Here is a 17,561-nt window from a genome sequence, read left to right on the forward strand (position 1 = left end):
GGGCGACCTAGGGGGTGCAAGCGCGCGGGCGTGCTCGCCCGTGCGGGACGATCATGTGCTGTTGCAGCGTGGCGTGGGGCAGCGGTCGGTGCTTAGAAGTAGCGCGTGAGGCGCAGCGTCACGAAGCTGTCGCGGGCGAAGGCGTCGATGAGGTTGTTCCTGTCGACGGCGAGGAATAAGCGCGCTTCAAGTTCGCCGGTCCAGACCTGCCCGAAGCGTCGCTCCGCCTCGATCGAGGCGCTGGTGGTGCCATCCTCGAGGTCCGTGATGGCGCCGGCCAGGATGCTCGTATCTTGCGTATCGTTAAGGGCGAGGCGGGCGCCGTAGAACAGATCGTTGTCCTGCACGGTGACGGGCGCCGCCGGGAAGTCGCGGCCGTCGTACTGGTGCTCCATCAGCAAGCCCAGATCGGCGCCGGTCTTGGTAACCCCGTAGCGCGTGTATTCGAAACCCACTACCGTAGCGGCGAAGGTATCGCCCTGTCCTTCGCGCACGATACCTTCGAACTTCCATAGCCAGGCCTCGGCCGTGTACTGGGCATCGATGCCAACCTGGCGGATGTCGGCGTAAACCGGCGTGATCGTAGGCGCGCCGGTTTGCGGGTTGGCGCCGAAGGTGAAGTTTGGCTCTCGCGAGGTCCCATTGAAGAAGCTCAGGCCCAGATCGACGTTACCGAAGTAGTGGGAGTAGCGCAGGGCGAAGTCCGTGTGGTCGGCTTCGGTGTCGCCCCCGCTGCCGAACACGGCATCGTTCACGGAGATCACCGGATCGAAGCGCAGGCGGCCATCCCGACCCGGGAAGGTGCGTTCGCGGAATACGGGAAGCGCTAACAGATCCACCTGGCCCCATTCTCGAAGCAGGGATAGCTTGACCATTGGTTGGCCGAGCTTGTCCTCCTCGTCGATGTCCTCCACGCCGTCGGTTTGGTTGACGATGTCCACGAGATGACGACTCTCCGTTACGCCCCAGAAGACCTTGGCGGCACCAACCTGAAGGTCGAAACTGTCTCCCGCGTAGCGATAGTAGCCCTCTCGCAGGTCGACGTGGGTACGCCGAGAGTCCTGCGCGTCGAGGCGCACGAACGGCGCCACCACGAACTGGTGCCGGCGGTCTTGCGAGTCCCACCGCAGTTCCAAGTTAATCGCTGTCGAGGGCTGGAAGTGCTCCAGTTGATCCGCGAAGCGCGGTGACTCGGCGAAGCTGCGAAGCTCGGCCGCGATGTCTGCGCCGATATCCCACTCGCTGGCCCAGCCGCAGTGACTGGAGCCGGCGCTCAGAATGCAGGCAACGATCGCAACGCCTGTCGAGGAATGGGTCATCGCGGACTAGCGGATTCGGTTCAATACGCCCTTGACGAAGTCACCGTCGTCGTAGGCGACGGAGAAGTTGAAGTCATCGTAGACGATGTCCGTCTCCTTGTTCGTCTGGTGGTTCACCATGTGCATGCGGTGTGCTCGCCAGACGCCGTCATAATCCCGGTAGTCCGTGATGTCGAGGGTCTTCAAGAGCGAGTTCTTGCGATCGAAGAACTCGATGCGACGGGTTTGGTAGATGTCCTGGTCGTAGTAGCACTTGAGGCGCGTATAGCCTGAATTTTCGTAGCGCGGCGTGCACTCGACCACGTCCACTGCCATGCCATCGAGCTGCGTACTCTCAAGGTAACGGTAGGTGTACTTGTTCAGCTCCGTGGAGGTGAAGTCCTCGAAGGCGAACTCCGAGCCCACGAAGGGGCCGGATTTGTTGGCCGAACTGATGCGTTTGACGCGCTTTAACGCGGGCAGGTACAGCCACTGATCGTCCGGGTCCAGGATCTTAGCGTGGCTGAGCAGGGCGGTGCCCTCTACGTCGCGTGGCGTCTCGAAGATCACCAGAGACTTATCGCCTACCTCTTCGGTCTCTCGCTCGAGGGTGCGGAAGGCGAGCTGTCGGCTGGTCTCCTGGCCGGCCGCATTGCGCAAAATCATCTTCGCCGATACGCGCGAACTGCCGAAACCGCGGTCACTGCGATCGACACGTGCGGCGAGGGCGAAGCCTCTCTCCAGCGGGTCAGTCGCGTTGACATCCGTGTCCTGGGCGGCGATCGGGAGTGAGCCCGTTAGGGCCCCTAGGGCAAGCGCCACTAGGACCAGATGACGTTCTCCATGCTCAGGCGAGAGCGGTTTCATGCGCAGCATGGCTATCTCCTTCGTTGATGGGTTGGGGATGGCGATCGGTCCAAATCAGTAGGGCGGGTAGGAACAGCAGATCCAAGACCAGCGCAAATAGGATCGACAGCATCGTGAGCAAGCCCATGTCCACGGTAACTTTGAAGGTCGAGAACATGAGCAGGGCGAATCCAACGGAGAGGATGATCGTGTTGACGATGATCGCAGGCCCCACGGTGACAAAGGCGTAGCGCACGGCCGCAGGGGGCGTGAGCGACTTCTCGCGGCGGGCGCGTAGGTACTTGGTCATTAAATGGACCGTATCGTCCACCACGATCCCAAGGCTGATCGCCGCCACGACCGCGATCGAGAACCCCACTTCGCCGACCAGCGCGGCCCAGGCGCCGAAGGCGCTGAGGATAGGCAGCGTGTTCGGTACCAGGCTGAGCAGACCGAGCCGGATATGGCGGAAGGTCACAATCATGATCAGGGAGATCGCTGCGATCGCCAGGATCGTCCCGCGGATCATCTGATCCACGTTGCGATCAGTGATATAAGTGAACATGACGTTAGCGGACGTGGGCGTGGGTTTGAGGTCAGCAGGGTAGTTGGCATCCAACCAGGCGTTGGCGTCGCGCAGGAAGGCCTTCGTGTCCGCAGTACTCACGTTGCCGAGCGTGGCGGTCACCCGGCTTGCGGACTTGTCTATGTTGATACGATCGTTAAGGTCCAGCCCGTAGGGCAGTGACAGCTCGTACAGCAGCAGGTACTGGGCCGATAGCTCCCGATCATCAGGCAGCCGATACCAACTCTCATCGTCACCGTGCAGGTTCTTGTTCAGGCGCTTCATGATGTCGGATATGGAGTAGGTGTGGGCTACCTCGTCGCGGGTCTTGAGCCATTCGGCGAAGGCGTCCAAGCGCTGCAGGTAGGCCGGGTCCGACACGCCCCCGGGCCCGCCAGCCTCCACCGAGTACTCTATCGGGTATAGGCCGAAGTGCTCTGTCGCCAGATCGCTGGCGGGTCGGAAGGGGATTCGCTCGTCGAAGTACTGGGTCCACTGGTCGTTGACCTCCATCCTGGGAAGCATCAGCACGAGACCTAACGCGCCTGCTAGGCAGAGGCAGGCCAGAAGGTTACGACGGGCTAGGATGACGTCAGCGAGCTTACCCATTGTGCTTTCGCTGGGGTTGGCGCGCGCTTCGCGACGCGGAGCGTTGAAGGGCAGCAGGCTGACGAGTGCGGGCAGCAGGGTGATCGAGAGCAACCAGGCTGCGCCGATCCCAGCAGCGGACATGTTGCCGAGGTGCCAGAATGGCGGGGAGTCGGAGGAGTTGAGCGCGAGGAAGCCTGCCATGGTCGTAACCGAGGTGATTCCCACGGCGAGGAAGTTGATCCGCAGCGCATCCACTAAGGCGTCCCGTTTGCCCATGCCGCGGCGCACGTTGCCGCGCATCGTGAGGAGGATATGGATCGAGTCGGCGACGGCCAAGGTGAGGACCACGATCGCCGACGAGAGGGAGATGGGTGTCAGCGCGACGCGCATCATGCCACCGGCGCCTAGGGTCACCATCAAGGAGAGCACAATGACGCCGAATACTGCCAAGGTCACGCTCAGCGATCGCACGGTGACTAGGGTAAGAAGTAGCACTAGGCCGAACATTCCCGGCACGAGCGTGGAGTAGTCGCGCTGCCCGCTCTCTGCGAAGGAGACGTTGAGCATGCCGACGCCAGTTAGGCGGATGTCCAAGCCGGGAAAGTCGGCGGAAACCTGGTCGCGCAACGCTCGGGCGGCCTGCGCGACCGCCGGCGTCTCCGCGTTGCTCTTGCCTGGGTACTGAATGACGACGTTAACAGCTGTGCGACGCCCGTCGCGGCTCACCACCTGACCGGCGAGTAGGGGCTCCGTAAGGGCGATCTCGCGCTTTTGCGCCCATTGCTCGGCGCTTAGTGCCGTCGGATCACCGACCAGGTCCTCGACGATGAGATCGTCTTCCTCCGCCCGCGTGTACTGGAAGTTTGTCACGCTGTCGACTCGGATTGAGTAGGGCAGCTGCCAACCCCCCTCCGTAAGCGCTGCGACCGCGGACATTACTCGCTCGTTGAACACACCATCTTCATTCTGCGGGTCGATGAAGAAGAAGATGTTGTCGTTCTTCGTGTAAGTGGCCTGAAACGCCTCGAAGGCCGCGAGCTCGGGGTTCACTTTGGAGAAGAACACCCGATAGTTGGTGCCGAAGCTCAGGTGCTGGGCTTGGGAGGCGATACCCACCGCGGCGAGCACGGCTGCGAGGATGACCAGCCAGCGGTGGCGGATGACCGATTCGGTAAATCGCACCGCAAAGCGGTCGACAGCGGTGCGTGCGGCCTGAGGGGCGTCAGCCATGGGGCGTCTCCTGCGGTCAGAATGACCATTCTAAGGCGAGGCGAACCTTACTAGAACGATCATTCTGGCGCAAGCGGTTCTAGGAGGGAGGGGATTAGGCCCTGGACTTCAGGCGCAGCGCGTCGCAAACGCTCTCGAGGGCGGCGAGCAGATCCTCCCGGCTGCGGCCCATCCGCGCCTGCAGTCCGGTCGAGAAATACAGGGCGTGCGCGAGCTCGGCGAAGGCCGTCGGCGTGATGTCCACGCTCACCTTCTGGTCGCGCTGGGCCTGCTCCCAGGCACGGTTGAAGGCATCGCCGATCCTGCCGTTGCACTGCTGCATAATGGCCGCAACGTCCTCGTCGCGAGCGGCCATATCGACTGCAGTCGTGCACATGAGGCAGCCGGCGGGGAACATCTCCGGGTCTAGCATCTTAGCGATCACGGCGTCGCGGATTGCGTCGATCGGGTCGGCGTCTGGCCGCTTTAGGAACTCATCGATCATCGCGGTGGCGTCGTCGATATAGCGTTGTAGGACCGCGAGGTAGACGCCGCGCTTGTCCCCGAAGGCGTGGTACAGGGCGTAGCGATTGGCACCGGTCGCCTCGACGAGATCGCCAACGGACACGCCATCGTAGCCATGGCGCCAGAACAGGGTCGTGGCGGTGTCGATCACGTGATCGCGCAAGGAGCAGTTGTTGCTGGCGTCGCTCATGGTCTGTGCACTAGTCTTCCGCGGGTCCCGATGCGCTAGGCATCCTCCCGATCTCTTACCACTATGGTTTCCCACACTACCCGATCCGCCCAGGCGCTTCACCGACCAGACCCACGCTGCGATGACGTACAGCGACCGCTTCGCTTCGTCGTCGTCGGTACCCAGCGCAGTGGCACCACCTACCTACGCCAGTGCCTTGACAGTCATCCGCAGGTGGATTGCCGCGGCGAGCTGTTTGCGCGCAGTTATGGCAAGAGCGACGGCTACCACGCCTACCGGAGCTCAAGCGCGCTGCGCCAGCTCGGTCACTACGCGTGGCGTGGCGCCCAGGTGGCAAGCTTCATGAACGCCACCCTCGGGCGTGCGGAAATGGGGGTCGAGGCCATTGGCTTCAAGTTGATGCGATCGCACGTCAGGCGCGTACCCTACGAATATTCGATGCTGTTGCCGCAACTGCGTCGACGGGGGTATCGGGTCATTCACGTGATCCGCAAGAATCTGCTACGCGTGCTCGTGTCACGCCGCACGGCCCTGGCACGGGGCCAGTTCCATGCCCGCACCGCGCTACCCGCGGTCAAGATCACCCTACCGATCGCGACGCTTCTGCAAGAGCTCGAGAAGGTGGCTGCGGAGAATCGTTTCTGGGCGACGGCAACAAGCGGCGCGTTCGAGCGCCTCGAAGTGGAGTACGAGCAGTTCGTTGCAGACCAGCAGACCCAGTCGCAGCGAATGCTTGGTTTCCTCAAGGTGAATCGGTCGCTGCCGTTGCACTCACCGCACAAGCAAGTCAATCGTGCGCCGCTTGCCCACATCGTTGGCAACTACACCGAAGTGGCCGCCACCTTGGCGGGAACGCACTACGCGCAGTTCCTGGAGGAGGAGTGAGCAGGCGCGGCGCTTCGCACGCAGCCGCACCTGCGAAGCTCAGCGATCTAGAAGAATCGCTTTGCCATGCCGAACAGCTCGTCCGCCACGGAGCCGTCTCCGTCCGCGTCAAGCAAGCTCGCCAGCCCACCGAGTGCCTGCTGGCGACCGCCCTGGTTACCTTGCGATAGGCCGGAGCGCAGCTGATCCGCGCTGCTGCCCGCATTCTGCGAGGCGAGGGCGCCCATCGCCATGGCCGCCACCTGGGGCAGCATGCGCTTGACCGCCGTGACGTCGATACCGGTCTTGCCTGCCACCTGCGCGGCCACCGCTCGGCTCGTGTCTTTGCTGCCGAGGAGCTGACCCAAGATGGCGTTGCCTTGGTCGACCACCGTGTCGCCCGCGATCGCGTTGGCATCCTCGGCGAACTGTCGGTGCTCGCCACGGGAGATGGCGCCGAGCAAGCCGTCGAGGGCACCGTCATCAGCGCTCGCCCGTGCCTTCAGGCCGCCGGACAGTGCCGGGAGCAGCTGCCCGAGGGCACCGCTGACCTGGCGTTCGTCGATGCCGTGTTGCGCGGCAAGCTGGCTGACCAGGGCGCCGCCCTGGCTTTCGAGCAATTGCTTTAGCAGGCTCATTCGGAATGACTCCTTAGTCTAACGAGTAGGTCGTGGAGTCTACGCGGCTACGCCCAGGCAACTCCATAATCGCCGCGTGAACGATGGTAGCAGGAGCCCGCGACGTGGCCACCGGCGGCGCTCTGGCGCCTGCGGCCGCATGCTACATTTGCGCTCCCCTTGCGCAGCTTGGACCCCGCGACTTGAACCGATCAGCAAGCCCTCGCCGCCGCATTTCTCTGCCGCTGTTGAGTCTTCTGATGGTAGGCGCGCTCACGATCGTCGGGGGTAGCCCCAGGGCGGCGCCTGGGGGCGTCTACGAAGCGATGCCGCTCGAGACACGGCAGCAGCAAGAGCTGCTGGACCAGGCCCGTCGCCTCGGCGAGGAGTTCCAACGGCTCGGTTTGGTCGTGAAGGATGCAACGTACGCGCGCTGGATCGAGCAGGTGGGTGCGCGCCTGTCGCCCGCGGCGACCGACCCGTACATTCGGTACCGCTTCTTCTTGCTGCGCGACCCAACGCCCAACGCCTTTGCCCTGGCCGATGGCAGCATCTACGTTCATACGGGCACCCTGGCCTGGCTGCAAAACGAGGCGCAGCTGGAGGCGCTGTTGGCGCACGAGCTGGCGCATACAGCGGGGCATCACACCCTAGTGAGCTCGCGCGTGGCCAAACGGCGAGAGATCAGCGGCTCCGTGGTCACGGGCTTGCTGTGGCCGGTCTCGGGTCTCTACACCAACGCCGTCGATGTTGCGCGCAGTACGGTCACCCGTCTGAGTCTTTCCTCCTACTCCCGAGACCTCGAGCGCGAGGCCGATACGTGGGGTGTCCAGCTGCTGCAGCGCCAGGGACGTGATGGGACTGCCATGGTCGCCCTATTCGAGCAAATGGCACGCTCATCCTCGCGACAGAGCAATCGCAGCCCCAGCTTGGGACGACGCCACCCTAGCTTTGCCGAGCGGGTCGCTACGCTTCAGGACTTAGCCGGACCGGCGAGTGCGGATGCAGCGCGCGCAGACCCTCAGTTCACAGCCTTCGTCGCGCCCCTCGCCGTGCAAGCGGTTCAGCACTACGTGTTGACCAACAAGTTCCAGACGGCCGTCGAGTTGAGCGCATCACTCGTGGAGCGGTTGCCCGACGATCCTGCCGTCCGAGTGGCCGCCGGTGATGCCTGGCGGGCCTTGGGGCCGCTCGAAGGCTCCTCTAACAGGGCGCTCACGCCTAAGGAGCGCCGACGGCTGCAGCAGGATAGGCGTCGACGCACGCGCGGTGAACGTTACGAGCTGGCGTTGCGCAGTAGCGATGGACAGATCAACTTGGCGCGGCATTTGGCCGAGGCCGAGTCGCAGTATCGACGAGCGTTGGCCCTCGACCCCAGCCACGCCGCGGCGTGGCGTGGTCTCGGGGAGGTGTTGGCGTCGCGCTCTCAGGATCGAGCAGCAGCGGCCGCCTTTGTCCGGTACCTACGCTTGCGCCCGCGTTCGCCCGATGCAGCCGCCATTTTGGCGCGCGCACGGGGTCTTGCCGGTAAAGCTAACGGTGTGGTTCGCCGACCGCCGCGACAGGTGGTGGTCCTTCCGCCTAGCGTCAGCGTGCTCGAGCGGCGAGTAGGGACGGATTTGGCGCAACCGGCCGTCGCGATGGAGTACGAGCGTCGGGCCGCCCGCCAGGCGGCCAGCGGTCTGCGTGCCGCCGGCTACGAGGTGCGGCTGGTCTCTCGGGAGTCTCTGGAGGTTGACCCGGTCCTCCGCGAACTTACCTTTGCCGCCGAACAACGCTTCAACACGATGCGCGGCGTGCTGAAGGGACGGCCGGGAAGGCGTGCCGCCAACCCCCATGTATTCGGGGATGCGGCCGTGGGGCTGGCGGGGGCGCTGGGGGCCGATGCCCTCGTGTTCCAGGAGGTCGATTTAACGGTGGCCGGCTGGGGGCAGCTCGCCCGAGCCATGACCCTCAGCAGTCTGACTTTCCTGTTTAGAGACGTGGCCGGCGCGGGGCGATCAGATATCTACCTGGTGGATGGGCACAGCGGCGCGCTTCTGACCCGACACCGGGCCGTGAGCCGCGTGATCGCCCGCCGTGCGCTGACGCGCCCGGACGTGCCGGCAACGTTGGTGGAGGGCGCGCTTAGGAATCTGCCTCCGTCGCAGTCGCTGTTGGTAGAAGCAGTGCGCAACGGCGAGCCCAGCGCTGGCGAACTCGACCGCTTGGACGCCCTGCTAGGCGTCCCAGGGCTTACCTTACAGCCTGAATGAGGCCCTGCTGATGGCCCTTCCCGAGTGAACAGGGGCTGCTTGGAATCTGGATTTTCGCCCATCGCGAGTTGCAACTTCCTAAAATACCGACAGAAATCGGGCGATGCCGTCACTTCCTTGGACTGTCAGCAATAATTGTCATATAGTGCGTCAACTAGCGTTGACATGTCCTAAGCCCATTTGTAGCTTCACAGGACCGATTTCTCTTTTGAGGGTCTTCGGTTAGGTCTCCACCGTGGTGTGGAGATAGTGCGGTGCTCGGGTGGGGTGTGTTCGCGAGGCGGCAGATCTGGCTCCAGGGCAGCGCGAAGTGAAGATGACGTCTCGGATGGCGTTGTCGAGAGTTCGCCTAGCTATCTTGATATCGGGAGCTAATTGCAATGAGCGATTCAGAGTGGGTCGGCCCGACTGGCCTCACGATACGGCAGTCGGAAGAACTGCATAAGCAGGTCATTGACGGAGCGCGCGTGTTCATGACCATTTCCATTTTCGCCCATATCCTCGCGGCGGTTTACTCGCCGTGGCTGGGCTCATAGGGAGAACGATCCATGAACAACGGCAGAATGTGGACCGTCGTCAACCCGGGCATCGGCTTGCCCTTGCTGCTGGGCGGCGTAATAACTGTCTCACTGATAGTGCATAGCGCCATTCTTAACAATACGCAGTGGTTCGCCGCGTTCTTCAGCGGTGGTGGCGCCTAAGAGCGGCGCTTTATCATCTATGGAGTGCCAGGGGTCGGGGGCTCCCCCGACCCCCTCTTAGGGACGATTCCGGAGCAAGACCACCATGACAGAGCGGGGCCCTAAGCGGGCGGAAGGACTGAGCCCAAGTTGGCTGCCCTTTTTGGACATCGCTACCCCGGACCTCCCGCTGCACCGTTTGATTCGTCTCTCCCTCTTTCAAGTGTCGGTGGGCATGGCTCTGGTGCTTCTTGTAGGCACCTTGAACCGAGTCATGATCGTCGAACTCGGTGTGCCCGCATCCCTAGTGGGCCTCATGCTCGCCTTGCCTCTCGTGGTGGCCCCCTTCAGGGCGCTTATCGGATTTCGCTCTGATACACATCGGTGCGAACTTGGGTGGCGGCGAGTTCCCTTCATATGGAATGGCTCCCTGCTTCAATGGGGCGGCTTTGCGATAATGCCGTTCGCCTTACTGGTCCTGGCAGGGAAGGGCGCGTCGGCGGATGCTCCGGCGTGGATCGGCCAGGGGTCGGCCGCGATAGCCTTCTTACTTGTCGGCGCTGGCGCTCATACGGTACAGACCGCTGGCCTGGCCCTGGCGACGGACTTGACGGATCCTGAGTCCCACCCGAAAGTCGTCGGGCTGATGTACGTAATGTTGCTAATTGGGATGATTGGCAGCGCGCTGATTTTTGGTTGGGCACTAACCGACTACACCCCCGGGCGCTTGGTACGCGTCATTCACGGCGCAGCGGCGGCGACGCTGGTGCTCAACGCTGTGGCGATGTGGAAGCAGGAGTCGCGTCTCACGCCGGGTCAAACCCGGGAGGCCGCTCAGCAGGACCCAAGTTTCTCCGAATCCTGGGCGCATTTTTGCAAGGGTGAGCGAACGACTCGGCGTCTGGCAGTCGTCGGATTGGGCACGATGGCTTTCGGGATGGCGGACATCTTGCTGGAGCCCTTTGGCGGTCAGGTCCTGTCGCTGTCGGTCAGCGCGACGACCCGATTGACAGCAATCCTAGCCCTCGGTGGGCTATTCGGGTTTGCGTGGGCTTCATATTCCTTGGGCCAACGAAGAAATGACCCGTACCTAGCTGCGTTGATTGGTGTAGTGGTGGGCCTTCCAGCCTTCGGGTTGGTGATGGCCGCAGCGCCGCTACAGGTCCCTCCGCTGTTTCTGCTTGGAAATTTCCTAATCGGATTTGGGGGGGCGCTGTTTGGCCACGCCACTCTAACGGCGACTATGTCGCGTGCGCCGGCCAAGCAGGCAGGTCTGGCAATCGGCGCATGGGGGGCCGTCCAGGCCACGGCAGCCGGGGTGGCAGTTGCATTCAGTGGTGCTACGAGAGATCTCGTCACCGCCCTGATGGGTGGCGCAGAGCGAGCGATTGCGTCGGGCTATCACGCGGTCTACGCCTTGGAGATCGCCCTCCTGCTGGTGACCCTGATGGTGACCGTGCCCCTGCTGCGAAAGAGGCGCTCGGCAGCGCCCACAGCCGAGTCGATTGGGGGGGACCGCGTGGAGCTTGCGGAGGCGACGAGCAGTCCATGAGTCGCCTGCAGATCATCGAGGAACCTGATCCGCGTCTGCGTTTGATCGCCGAGCCGGTAGAGAGGTTTGATGAAGCACTCGAGTGTCTTGCCCGTGACCTTGTAGAAACACTTCACAGCACAAGTGGCATCGGGCTGTCTGCGCCGCAAGTCGGGCATTCTCTTCAGCTGTTGGTTGTAGATATGTCCGAGGCGCGAAATGCAGCCGAGATCTACATCAATCCGCAGGTACAGCTTACGGGGCGGCGTTGCATGGTCGAGGAGAGCTGCCTCTCGCTACCAGGCTTGGAAGGCGTGGTATCGCGAGTGGATGCGGTGCGTGTTCGCGCTTTGAATACGCAAGGGCAACTGTTCGAGAGAGATCTAGAGGGCATGCATGCAGTTTGCGTGCAGCACGAGATGGATCATCTAGCCGGCAAGCTCTTCACCGATCGGATGGCATTATGGCAGCGCCTGTACATGCGTGGCGCGGCTGCAGTACGTGCGGGGCTGCAGCGCCCCGCCGCCTAACACACGTCGAGCTTGCGTCTCCCGCTTCTAGGCGCATCTCTACTCCACCGTTGCGCGGCAAAGCGAAGGATGAGACAGGGGTGCTCGCCGCGTAGGCCCGTGCGCGTGTTCCTCGCGTTGCTCGATAGCGGTCTAGGCCGAGCCACAACCCGGAACGCCAGCAAAGAAACATCAGGTTAAGGGCAAAAAATGGGATCAGCGAGGCGTCGTAGAATCCACCTATCGCGACGCATAATAGGATAAACAGACTGCTCCCCGCTGCTATACGTGTGGTTAGGCCTAGGAGCAGACCAACGCCCACGTAGGTAGATCTCGCCGACAATCATCACCAGCGCAACCGGGATGTACAGGGGGATCGCTACGTGTTGCAGGAATAGCGAAGCGAATGCGCCAGGCGGCATTTGTGTGAGACGCTCCAGAAACACCTCTCGCAGCACATCGCTTGTCAACCATCCGGCGAGCAGTTTGTTGACTCCAGCCGCCAGCCAGAATAGGGCGAAGGCAGTTCGCAGAAACAGATGCGCTTGAATGCCAATGAAGCGCAAGGGATGCAACGCGATCCATCGCCACGACCAGATCGGCTCCGGGACGCCGTGTCGTTCCTGCACTGTCATCCCGGCGCTCTCGGGGCGCGAGCGTCAATTGCCTCTAGCGCGTCCCACAAAGGTAGATTCTCACAGAAGCCGCTCACGGAGTTGTCGTTACCCCGGCGCCAGGCTTTGGTGAGACGGTCGATGCGAATAGGTCCGAATTCGAGCACAGCTGGTTCCAAGCGCAGGCGGGCTTCGGTAACCGTCGGCGTAGACCAGGTGCCGGCTTCGACATGATAAACATGCACCGGTCGGGTATGCCCCCGCGAAGCGAGCCTTTGCTCGTCGACTGCCGCCAAGATAAGTTCCCAGATGGTAGAGATTTGCGACCAAAAACTGCGTGTCTGCAGGTGGAAGACTGTGAAGTCGCCAGCGTCGGGTATGGCCCCGTGCTTAGGAGGAGTTACCCCCTGCTCACAGAGCACCGCGGCCTCACAGGTCGTGCAGACCTCCCCGAACTGACCCACGAGGAAATACCCCCGGTAGGTCTCAAAGTGCAGCTGTCCATTCGCGACCGATGCCCATCCGATCGCAACCAAGCAGATGCATCGGACAGCTGGATTACTCCCATTAGGGCCGCGCCGCGGAATCCCCATTCGACCTAGTCTCCACCTTCTGCTTGGAGTCCGAAACTCGGACTGGCCGCTTCCGCGTGCCGGTCGGTAAGTGGGGTTCCGGACCTCAGTGGCTCCCCAAAGAATGTACGCCGTCTGATGCATCGTGAGAACCGTCGTTCCCGTAATCTATGCCGCGTCACGGTTTCGTACCCAATGAACTGCCGCGCCAGACGCGGGACTCTTGCTAGTGACTTGAACTCGCCGTATCGGACACTGCCATGGGGCGGGGCTGGCTACCTCGCCGGTCTGGCAAGACAGCAAGTCGGAGGACGCTTACAGCACCGACCGAACCCTGGGACAGACACGGTTTTTGGCGGATTTGCTTGGCGGTCGTTCTGCAGCGCGTTGGCCACCGTGAGAGTGCGCCACTTCTCGCAGGAAGGGGTGATTGAAAGGAGCTGCACTCGCCGAAGTGCAGAGGGACATGAAGCACTGGTCGCAAACCGAGGGCGAAATGACCGCTGAGCAGAACTGCGATCTCGGTTTGGTATCGTTGTCTGCTCATCGATCGGTTGTCCCTTTCAGCATCGTCCCTACATGCAAGTGAGGCCGCCCCTGCGTGCCGAGAACTAACGCAATGCTGCGTAGCCTTGGCCCTATGTCCTCAGCTCGCAAACCCACCGCCGGCGGGAGCCTCAAAGGCGTTCGTACTCGATGCCCACCCGCTTTGCAGGCGCTTGAGAGGTTAGGTTCCTCGGCGTAGGATCACCCGGACCAATGCTGACCGCCAAAGGGCAGGGATTATGGCCGAGGGAGCGGATACGTCGCGGGCTAGGGGCGCTCACGAAGCACTAACAGAACTATTGGTCGACGGCGGCGGTGGGAGCAGCGGACGGATGGAAGCTGTGCTTCCCCTCGTCTACGATGAGTTGCGCGCAATGGCGAGCCGTCAGCTGGGCCGTGAACACGAGCGCTACTCCCTGTGCACGACTGGCTTGGTGCACGACGCTTATCTGAAGTTGGTAGACGACACCCGGGTTTCTTCGCGCGGACGCGCCTATTTCTTCGGCGCGGCTGCCCAGGCCATGCGGCGCATCATCGTGGATCACGCGCGCTCACGGTCACGGCAGAAGCGAGGGGGGGACCTTCACTTCACCCTGCTGGATGATAAAGAGCTGGCCATGGGGGAGGCCCTTGAGCAGATTGTCGAGCTCGATGATGCGCTTGCTCAGTTGCGCGCCCTGAGCCCGCGGCAGGAGCAGATCGTCGAGTGTCGGGTGTTCGGTGGACTGGGAGTGGACGAGATTGCGGTGGCTCTCGACATTTCCCAGAGCACAGTCAAGCGCGACTGGGCCGTGGCCAGAGCGTGGTTGCTGCGCCAGTTCCGACGGGACAACGCCTCGACTGCCCAGTAGGACTCAGCTCTCGGGCGGCGACAGCTCGAAGATCGGATGCCCCCTGAGACCGTCGTAGAGCGCATTGGCGACGGCGCGAATGCGTGTCACCTCGCGTAGGTCCGGGTGGCTTAGGATCCACAGGGATCCCGCGTCGCTGGCGCGCAGGGGAATGCGAAGCACTCGACGAAGCTCGGGGGCGACCTGGTCGCTCGGCAGCACGGCTAAGCCGAGCCCCGCGCTGGCCAGGGCGGCCATGGTGGTGAAGGCGTTAGCGGTCGCGGTCATTTGATGCCTCCCGGTTCGCTCGGTCAACCAACGTAGGGCTGGAAGCGCGGCAAGGGCCGGCGCGGGGCCGACGTAGCGGTGATTAGCTAGGTCTTCCTCTAGGTGAGGCTCTCCCCAACGGCGTAAGTAATCTTCGCTGCCCGCCAAATACCATTGGTAGTCGGTTACCTTTCGGCCCACCAGATGTTCGGGCGGACTACGGGTGGCGCGAAGGGCCAGATCGGCCTCGCGACGCGTTAGATCGTACTCGGAGTCACTGACGATTACCTCTACCCGTAGATCAGGATGGGTGATGGACAGCTCTGCCAAGACTGGGGCGACGTGATCTGCGGCCAGGTTGGCGTTGGTGGTGAGGCGAACGTCGCCTGCAGGTCGCTCGTCTCGCCCCTGGGCGGCCCGGGCGAGGTCATCCACGGCATCGGCGGCGCGCTCCGCGTTGGCAAGCAACTCACTGCCCGCCGCTGTAGGAAGGTAGCCCGAGGGTAAGCGATCGAACAAGCGCACACCTAGGGCTTGCTCGAGGGCGTTGAGGCGCCGAAACACGGTCGAGTGGTTCTTGCCGAGGGCGTCCGCGGCCCCAGATAGCGAACCGCGCTTGGCGATCGCCAGGGCGATGGGGATGTCATTCCAGTTCATCGAGCAGACTCAAGCTTGCAGATCTGCAAGATCAGATTTCCATAGTTGGGCTATCGAGGCAAGGATGCAAGATCTAGCCTGTGTCCATCGGTGCCCACGGCACCACCAACACACCATTCCAGGAGATCACCAAGATGAATCCGAACCCCTCCCACAATGCCGCTGCGCTAACCCTCCGTTTGGGCCTCGGCGCTGTATTCCTCGCCCACAGCGTCTACCTGAAGCTATTCGTATTCACCCTGCCTGGCACGGCCCAGTTCTTCGAATCTCTCGGCCTTCCCGGTGGGCTCGCGTACGCGGTTTTCCTCGTCGAAGCGATCGGCGGCATTGCGCTGCTGACCGGGGTGGCGGTACGATCCGTAGCGATCGCGCTGCTAGGCGTCAGCTTCGGTGCTACATGGGCCCACAGCGGCTCGGGATGGCTGTTTACGAACAGCGGTGGCGGCTGGGAGTTCCCGGCCCTTCTCGCCCTTACCACGGGGGTGCAGGTGCTTCTAGGCGCCGGTGACTGGCGGCTTCGTCTACCGGTGAGTGTTCCGGCACGCGAACCCACCGCAGCCGCAAGCGCAGCGGTTTGACCCAGTCGCGATGCGCGGTCTGTTCCTATCGCACGGAGCGCCCGACGTGCTGTTGGGGGCTCATCCGGCGCGCCAGTTCTGGCGTGATTTGGGGCGGCGAATGCCCACACCCTCGGCGGTCGTCGTAGTGTCCGCGCATCACAAACACCCCTACGTGCAAGTGAGTGCGGATCCGTCACCAGCTACCGTGCACGATTTCGTTGGGTTTCCAGCAGTTCTCGGCGAGACGGTGTACCCGGCTCCCGGGGCACCCGAACTGGCGCTGAAACTCAGCGAGGCGATCAGCCGCGCCCATCCGGCGCTTCCCGTGCGGGCGGTTGCGCGTCGTGGCCTCGATCACGGTGCTTGGGTGCCGCTGCTCGAGTTGCTGCCGCGGGCCGATGTACCGGTGGTGCAGGTGAGCCTGTTGACTGACGGCGCCGATCCGAGATTGCTTCCAGAGCGTCACCTGGGACTTGGCGCGGTGCTAGGGGCGGCTTTGCCGGACGGCGTGCTGCTGATCGGCTCGGGATCGTTGACCCATGCGGTCCCCGAGCGCAGCCAGACCGGGTGCACCCCTGGCTGGGTACAGGATTTTCGTCAATGGCTGCACGAGGCTATCGCGCGTGAAGACATCGATACGCTGTTGGCCTATCGCTCTTACGCCCCGTACGCCGCGCGCAACCACCCCACCCCGGAGCACCTGATGCCGCTGTTCGTGTTGCTGGGCACGTTCGGCATCGCGGGTGCACGGCCCCTGCATGAGAGCGTGATGCACGATGTTCTAGCGATGGACGCCTATGGTTGGGATTAGTTCTGTGGAACTGACCTCGGGGCTGGGCTGGGCGACTAGGAGTTGCACTGCAGGGACGGTGGGTGCTGCTCTCGCGTGAGCATACCTAGCGAAATTCACTTGTGCGGGCTACCTTAGGGGCGGGTACAGGGTGTTGAGGGCTAGCAATGCCAGACTTCTGGGGTAAGTTGATATCGGCGAAGAGCGCGATAATCGTCGTGATGTTCCTGCTCCCATTCGTGAACGTGTCGTGCACTGGCATGGCCAGCTACACGCTCACCGGTTTAGATATGGTCGTAGGCACAACTATAGAGGTCAAAGACTTGCCGAGCTTCGACGGGCGGACGCCCTCGCGAGTCAATCGGGAGCTGGTGCCACCTCGGCCCGCCGCATTCGTCGCCCTCGTAGCAGCCTTCGTCGGTCTGTCGTTTGGACTGGTGTCGGTCGCTCAGGCGCGCATTGTGACGGCGCTTTCCTCGGTACTCGGCATGGGCGCTTTGCTGACGCTCAGGGGGGCCATTGCGCGCGAGGCGATGCTAGAGGGTGGAGGGCTGATAGTGGTTGCCTTTCAGTTCCCGTTCTGGTTCGCCTTCTTCTTGTTCTTGGCCTGTCTGGTCGCGAGCGGCGGAAGGTTGTTGGATCACTTCCGCTACAACACGTTCGTAATGAGGCTGCGTCGCGCCGGCCGAGTGATCAGGGGCGAGGCCTAGTCGAGTAGCGTGCGCTGATCAGTAGGGGTGTGGCTTCGAGCTCGTCTGCCCCTCTGGCGCCAGAAGCGTGTCAGCTGTTCTATTAGGCTTCGTAGTGCCTTACAGTCTTATTCCTGGGTCCGTGTTATCGCAGCACTTTGCGAACACTAGGCAACGGCATAGAGCGTTTGGGGGCTGGTGCGTATTTCTAGCGGGCGCTAGCCTGCTTTATTCATGAGGTGTGGCGTTGAGCCCCTGAGATGAGATCGTAGGGCGTTGACCGCAGCTGAGCGAGTGCCTGTGAGGCGTTCTCAGGGTTGAGGCCGGCGTTTTCCGAGTGTTGGGGTCGCTCATGC

The 17,561-nt window shown here is 62.7% G+C and carries 16 protein-coding genes; 10 read left to right on the forward strand and 6 right to left on the reverse strand.

The window, feature by feature from the left end; translation table 11 throughout:
• Positions 1-92: 92 nt before the first annotated feature.
• From AAGA68_24770 to AAGA68_24785, 4 genes are all read right to left on the reverse strand, one after another.
• Positions 93-1,319 (reverse strand): hypothetical protein, encoded by a 1,227-nt coding sequence (locus AAGA68_24770; protein ID MEM9388288.1) that lies wholly within the window; start codon positions 1,317-1,319, stop codon positions 93-95.
• Between the two features lie 6 nt (positions 1,320-1,325).
• Complete coding sequence (locus AAGA68_24775; GenBank protein MEM9388289.1) at positions 1,326-2,174, reverse strand: outer membrane lipoprotein-sorting protein; 849 nt, start codon at positions 2,172-2,174, stop codon at positions 1,326-1,328.
• Complete coding sequence (locus AAGA68_24780; GenBank protein ID MEM9388290.1) at positions 2,146-4,530, reverse strand: MMPL family transporter; 2,385 nt, start codon at positions 4,528-4,530, stop codon at positions 2,146-2,148. The genes AAGA68_24775 and AAGA68_24780 overlap by 29 nt, the downstream gene beginning before the upstream one ends.
• 94 nt (positions 4,531-4,624) lie before the next feature.
• Entirely contained in the window at positions 4,625-5,224 is a 600-nt protein-coding gene (locus tag AAGA68_24785) for a TetR/AcrR family transcriptional regulator (GenBank protein ID MEM9388291.1), read from the reverse strand.
• Between the two features lie 63 nt (positions 5,225-5,287).
• Here AAGA68_24785 and AAGA68_24790 point away from each other — a divergent pair, with 63 nt between their 5' ends.
• Positions 5,288-6,109: a sulfotransferase gene (locus tag AAGA68_24790; protein ID MEM9388292.1), complete on the forward strand. Its 822-nt coding sequence runs from the start codon at positions 5,288-5,290 to the stop codon at positions 6,107-6,109.
• Between the two features lie 47 nt (positions 6,110-6,156).
• Here AAGA68_24790 and AAGA68_24795 read toward each other — a convergent pair whose 3' ends face one another.
• Positions 6,157-6,726: a DUF937 domain-containing protein gene (locus tag AAGA68_24795; protein ID MEM9388293.1), complete on the reverse strand. Its 570-nt coding sequence runs from the start codon at positions 6,724-6,726 to the stop codon at positions 6,157-6,159.
• 239 nt (positions 6,727-6,965) lie between these two features.
• Between AAGA68_24795 and AAGA68_24800 the strand changes: the two genes are divergently transcribed.
• The 6 genes from AAGA68_24800 (at position 6,966) to AAGA68_24825 (ending at position 14,263) form a co-directional block, all read left to right on the forward strand.
• Positions 6,966-8,960, forward strand: a complete 1,995-nt coding sequence (locus tag AAGA68_24800) for a M48 family metalloprotease (protein ID MEM9388294.1) — start codon at positions 6,966-6,968, stop codon at positions 8,958-8,960.
• Positions 8,961-9,340: 380 nt separating this feature from the next.
• On the forward strand, positions 9,341-9,496 hold the full coding sequence (locus AAGA68_24805; protein ID MEM9388295.1) for a light-harvesting protein: 156 nt from the start codon (positions 9,341-9,343) through the stop codon (positions 9,494-9,496).
• A 12-nt stretch (positions 9,497-9,508) separates the two neighbouring features.
• A complete protein-coding gene (locus AAGA68_24810; protein MEM9388296.1) occupies positions 9,509-9,661 on the forward strand; it encodes a light-harvesting protein in 153 nt (50 codons plus the stop codon).
• 85 nt (positions 9,662-9,746) lie between these two features.
• On the forward strand, positions 9,747-11,192 hold the full coding sequence (locus tag AAGA68_24815; GenBank protein ID MEM9388297.1) for a PucC family protein: 1,446 nt from the start codon (positions 9,747-9,749) through the stop codon (positions 11,190-11,192).
• The gene (gene def, locus AAGA68_24820) at positions 11,189-11,701 is read left to right on the forward strand and encodes a peptide deformylase (protein ID MEM9388298.1); all 513 of its coding nucleotides are present in this window, start codon (positions 11,189-11,191) and stop codon (positions 11,699-11,701) included. The genes AAGA68_24815 and def overlap by 4 nt, the downstream gene beginning before the upstream one ends.
• A gap of 1,950 nt (positions 11,702-13,651) precedes the next feature.
• A complete protein-coding gene (locus AAGA68_24825; GenBank protein MEM9388299.1) occupies positions 13,652-14,263 on the forward strand; it encodes an ECF-type sigma factor in 612 nt (203 codons plus the stop codon).
• A gap of 3 nt (positions 14,264-14,266) precedes the next feature.
• On the opposite strand, the gene AAGA68_24830 is transcribed toward AAGA68_24825, so the two are convergent.
• A complete protein-coding gene (locus tag AAGA68_24830; protein ID MEM9388300.1) occupies positions 14,267-15,166 on the reverse strand; it encodes a LysR family transcriptional regulator in 900 nt (299 codons plus the stop codon).
• A gap of 80 nt (positions 15,167-15,246) precedes the next feature.
• Here AAGA68_24830 and AAGA68_24835 point away from each other — a divergent pair, with 80 nt between their 5' ends.
• The 3 genes from AAGA68_24835 (at position 15,247) to AAGA68_24845 (ending at position 17,226) form a co-directional block, all read left to right on the forward strand.
• Complete coding sequence (locus tag AAGA68_24835; protein MEM9388301.1) at positions 15,247-15,744, forward strand: DoxX family protein; 498 nt, start codon at positions 15,247-15,249, stop codon at positions 15,742-15,744.
• Positions 15,745-15,790: 46 nt separating this feature from the next.
• Complete coding sequence (locus tag AAGA68_24840; protein MEM9388302.1) at positions 15,791-16,537, forward strand: class III extradiol ring-cleavage dioxygenase; 747 nt, start codon at positions 15,791-15,793, stop codon at positions 16,535-16,537.
• 146 nt (positions 16,538-16,683) lie between these two features.
• Positions 16,684-17,226 carry a hypothetical protein gene (locus tag AAGA68_24845; protein ID MEM9388303.1) on the forward strand — a complete coding sequence of 181 codons (543 nt, stop codon included), beginning with the start codon at positions 16,684-16,686 and terminating at the stop codon, positions 17,224-17,226.
• Positions 17,227-17,561: the final 335 nt, after the last annotated feature.

Source organism: Pseudomonadota bacterium (genome assembly GCA_039193195.1).
Taxonomy (GTDB): Bacteria; Pseudomonadota; Gammaproteobacteria; order Steroidobacterales; family JBCBZW01; genus JBCBZW01.

Bases quoted from the DNA above. Each gene is read 5' to 3' on its own strand.
- AAGA68_24795 (MEM9388293.1), bottom strand. From the start codon at position 6,726: ATGAGCCTGCTAAAGCAATTGCTCGAAAGCCAGGGCGGCGCCCTGGTC.
- AAGA68_24825 (MEM9388299.1), top strand. From the start codon at position 13,652: ATGGCCGAGGGAGCGGATACGTCGCGGGCTAGGGGCGCTCACGAAGCA.
- AAGA68_24790 (MEM9388292.1), top strand. From the start codon at position 5,288: ATGGTTTCCCACACTACCCGATCCGCCCAGGCGCTTCACCGACCAGAC.
- AAGA68_24800 (MEM9388294.1), top strand. From the start codon at position 6,966: ATGGTAGGCGCGCTCACGATCGTCGGGGGTAGCCCCAGGGCGGCGCCT.
- AAGA68_24775 (MEM9388289.1), bottom strand. From the start codon at position 2,174: ATGCTGCGCATGAAACCGCTCTCGCCTGAGCATGGAGAACGTCATCTG.
- AAGA68_24815 (MEM9388297.1), top strand. From the start codon at position 9,747: ATGACAGAGCGGGGCCCTAAGCGGGCGGAAGGACTGAGCCCAAGTTGG.
- AAGA68_24805 (MEM9388295.1), top strand. From the start codon at position 9,341: ATGAGCGATTCAGAGTGGGTCGGCCCGACTGGCCTCACGATACGGCAG.
- AAGA68_24830 (MEM9388300.1), bottom strand. From the start codon at position 15,166: ATGAACTGGAATGACATCCCCATCGCCCTGGCGATCGCCAAGCGCGGT.
- AAGA68_24770 (MEM9388288.1), bottom strand. From the start codon at position 1,319: ATGACCCATTCCTCGACAGGCGTTGCGATCGTTGCCTGCATTCTGAGC.
- AAGA68_24785 (MEM9388291.1), bottom strand. From the start codon at position 5,224: ATGAGCGACGCCAGCAACAACTGCTCCTTGCGCGATCACGTGATCGAC.
- AAGA68_24845 (MEM9388303.1), top strand. From the start codon at position 16,684: ATGCCAGACTTCTGGGGTAAGTTGATATCGGCGAAGAGCGCGATAATC.
- AAGA68_24780 (MEM9388290.1), bottom strand. From the start codon at position 4,530: ATGGCTGACGCCCCTCAGGCCGCACGCACCGCTGTCGACCGCTTTGCG.
- def (MEM9388298.1), top strand. From the start codon at position 11,189: ATGAGTCGCCTGCAGATCATCGAGGAACCTGATCCGCGTCTGCGTTTG.
- AAGA68_24810 (MEM9388296.1), top strand. From the start codon at position 9,509: ATGAACAACGGCAGAATGTGGACCGTCGTCAACCCGGGCATCGGCTTG.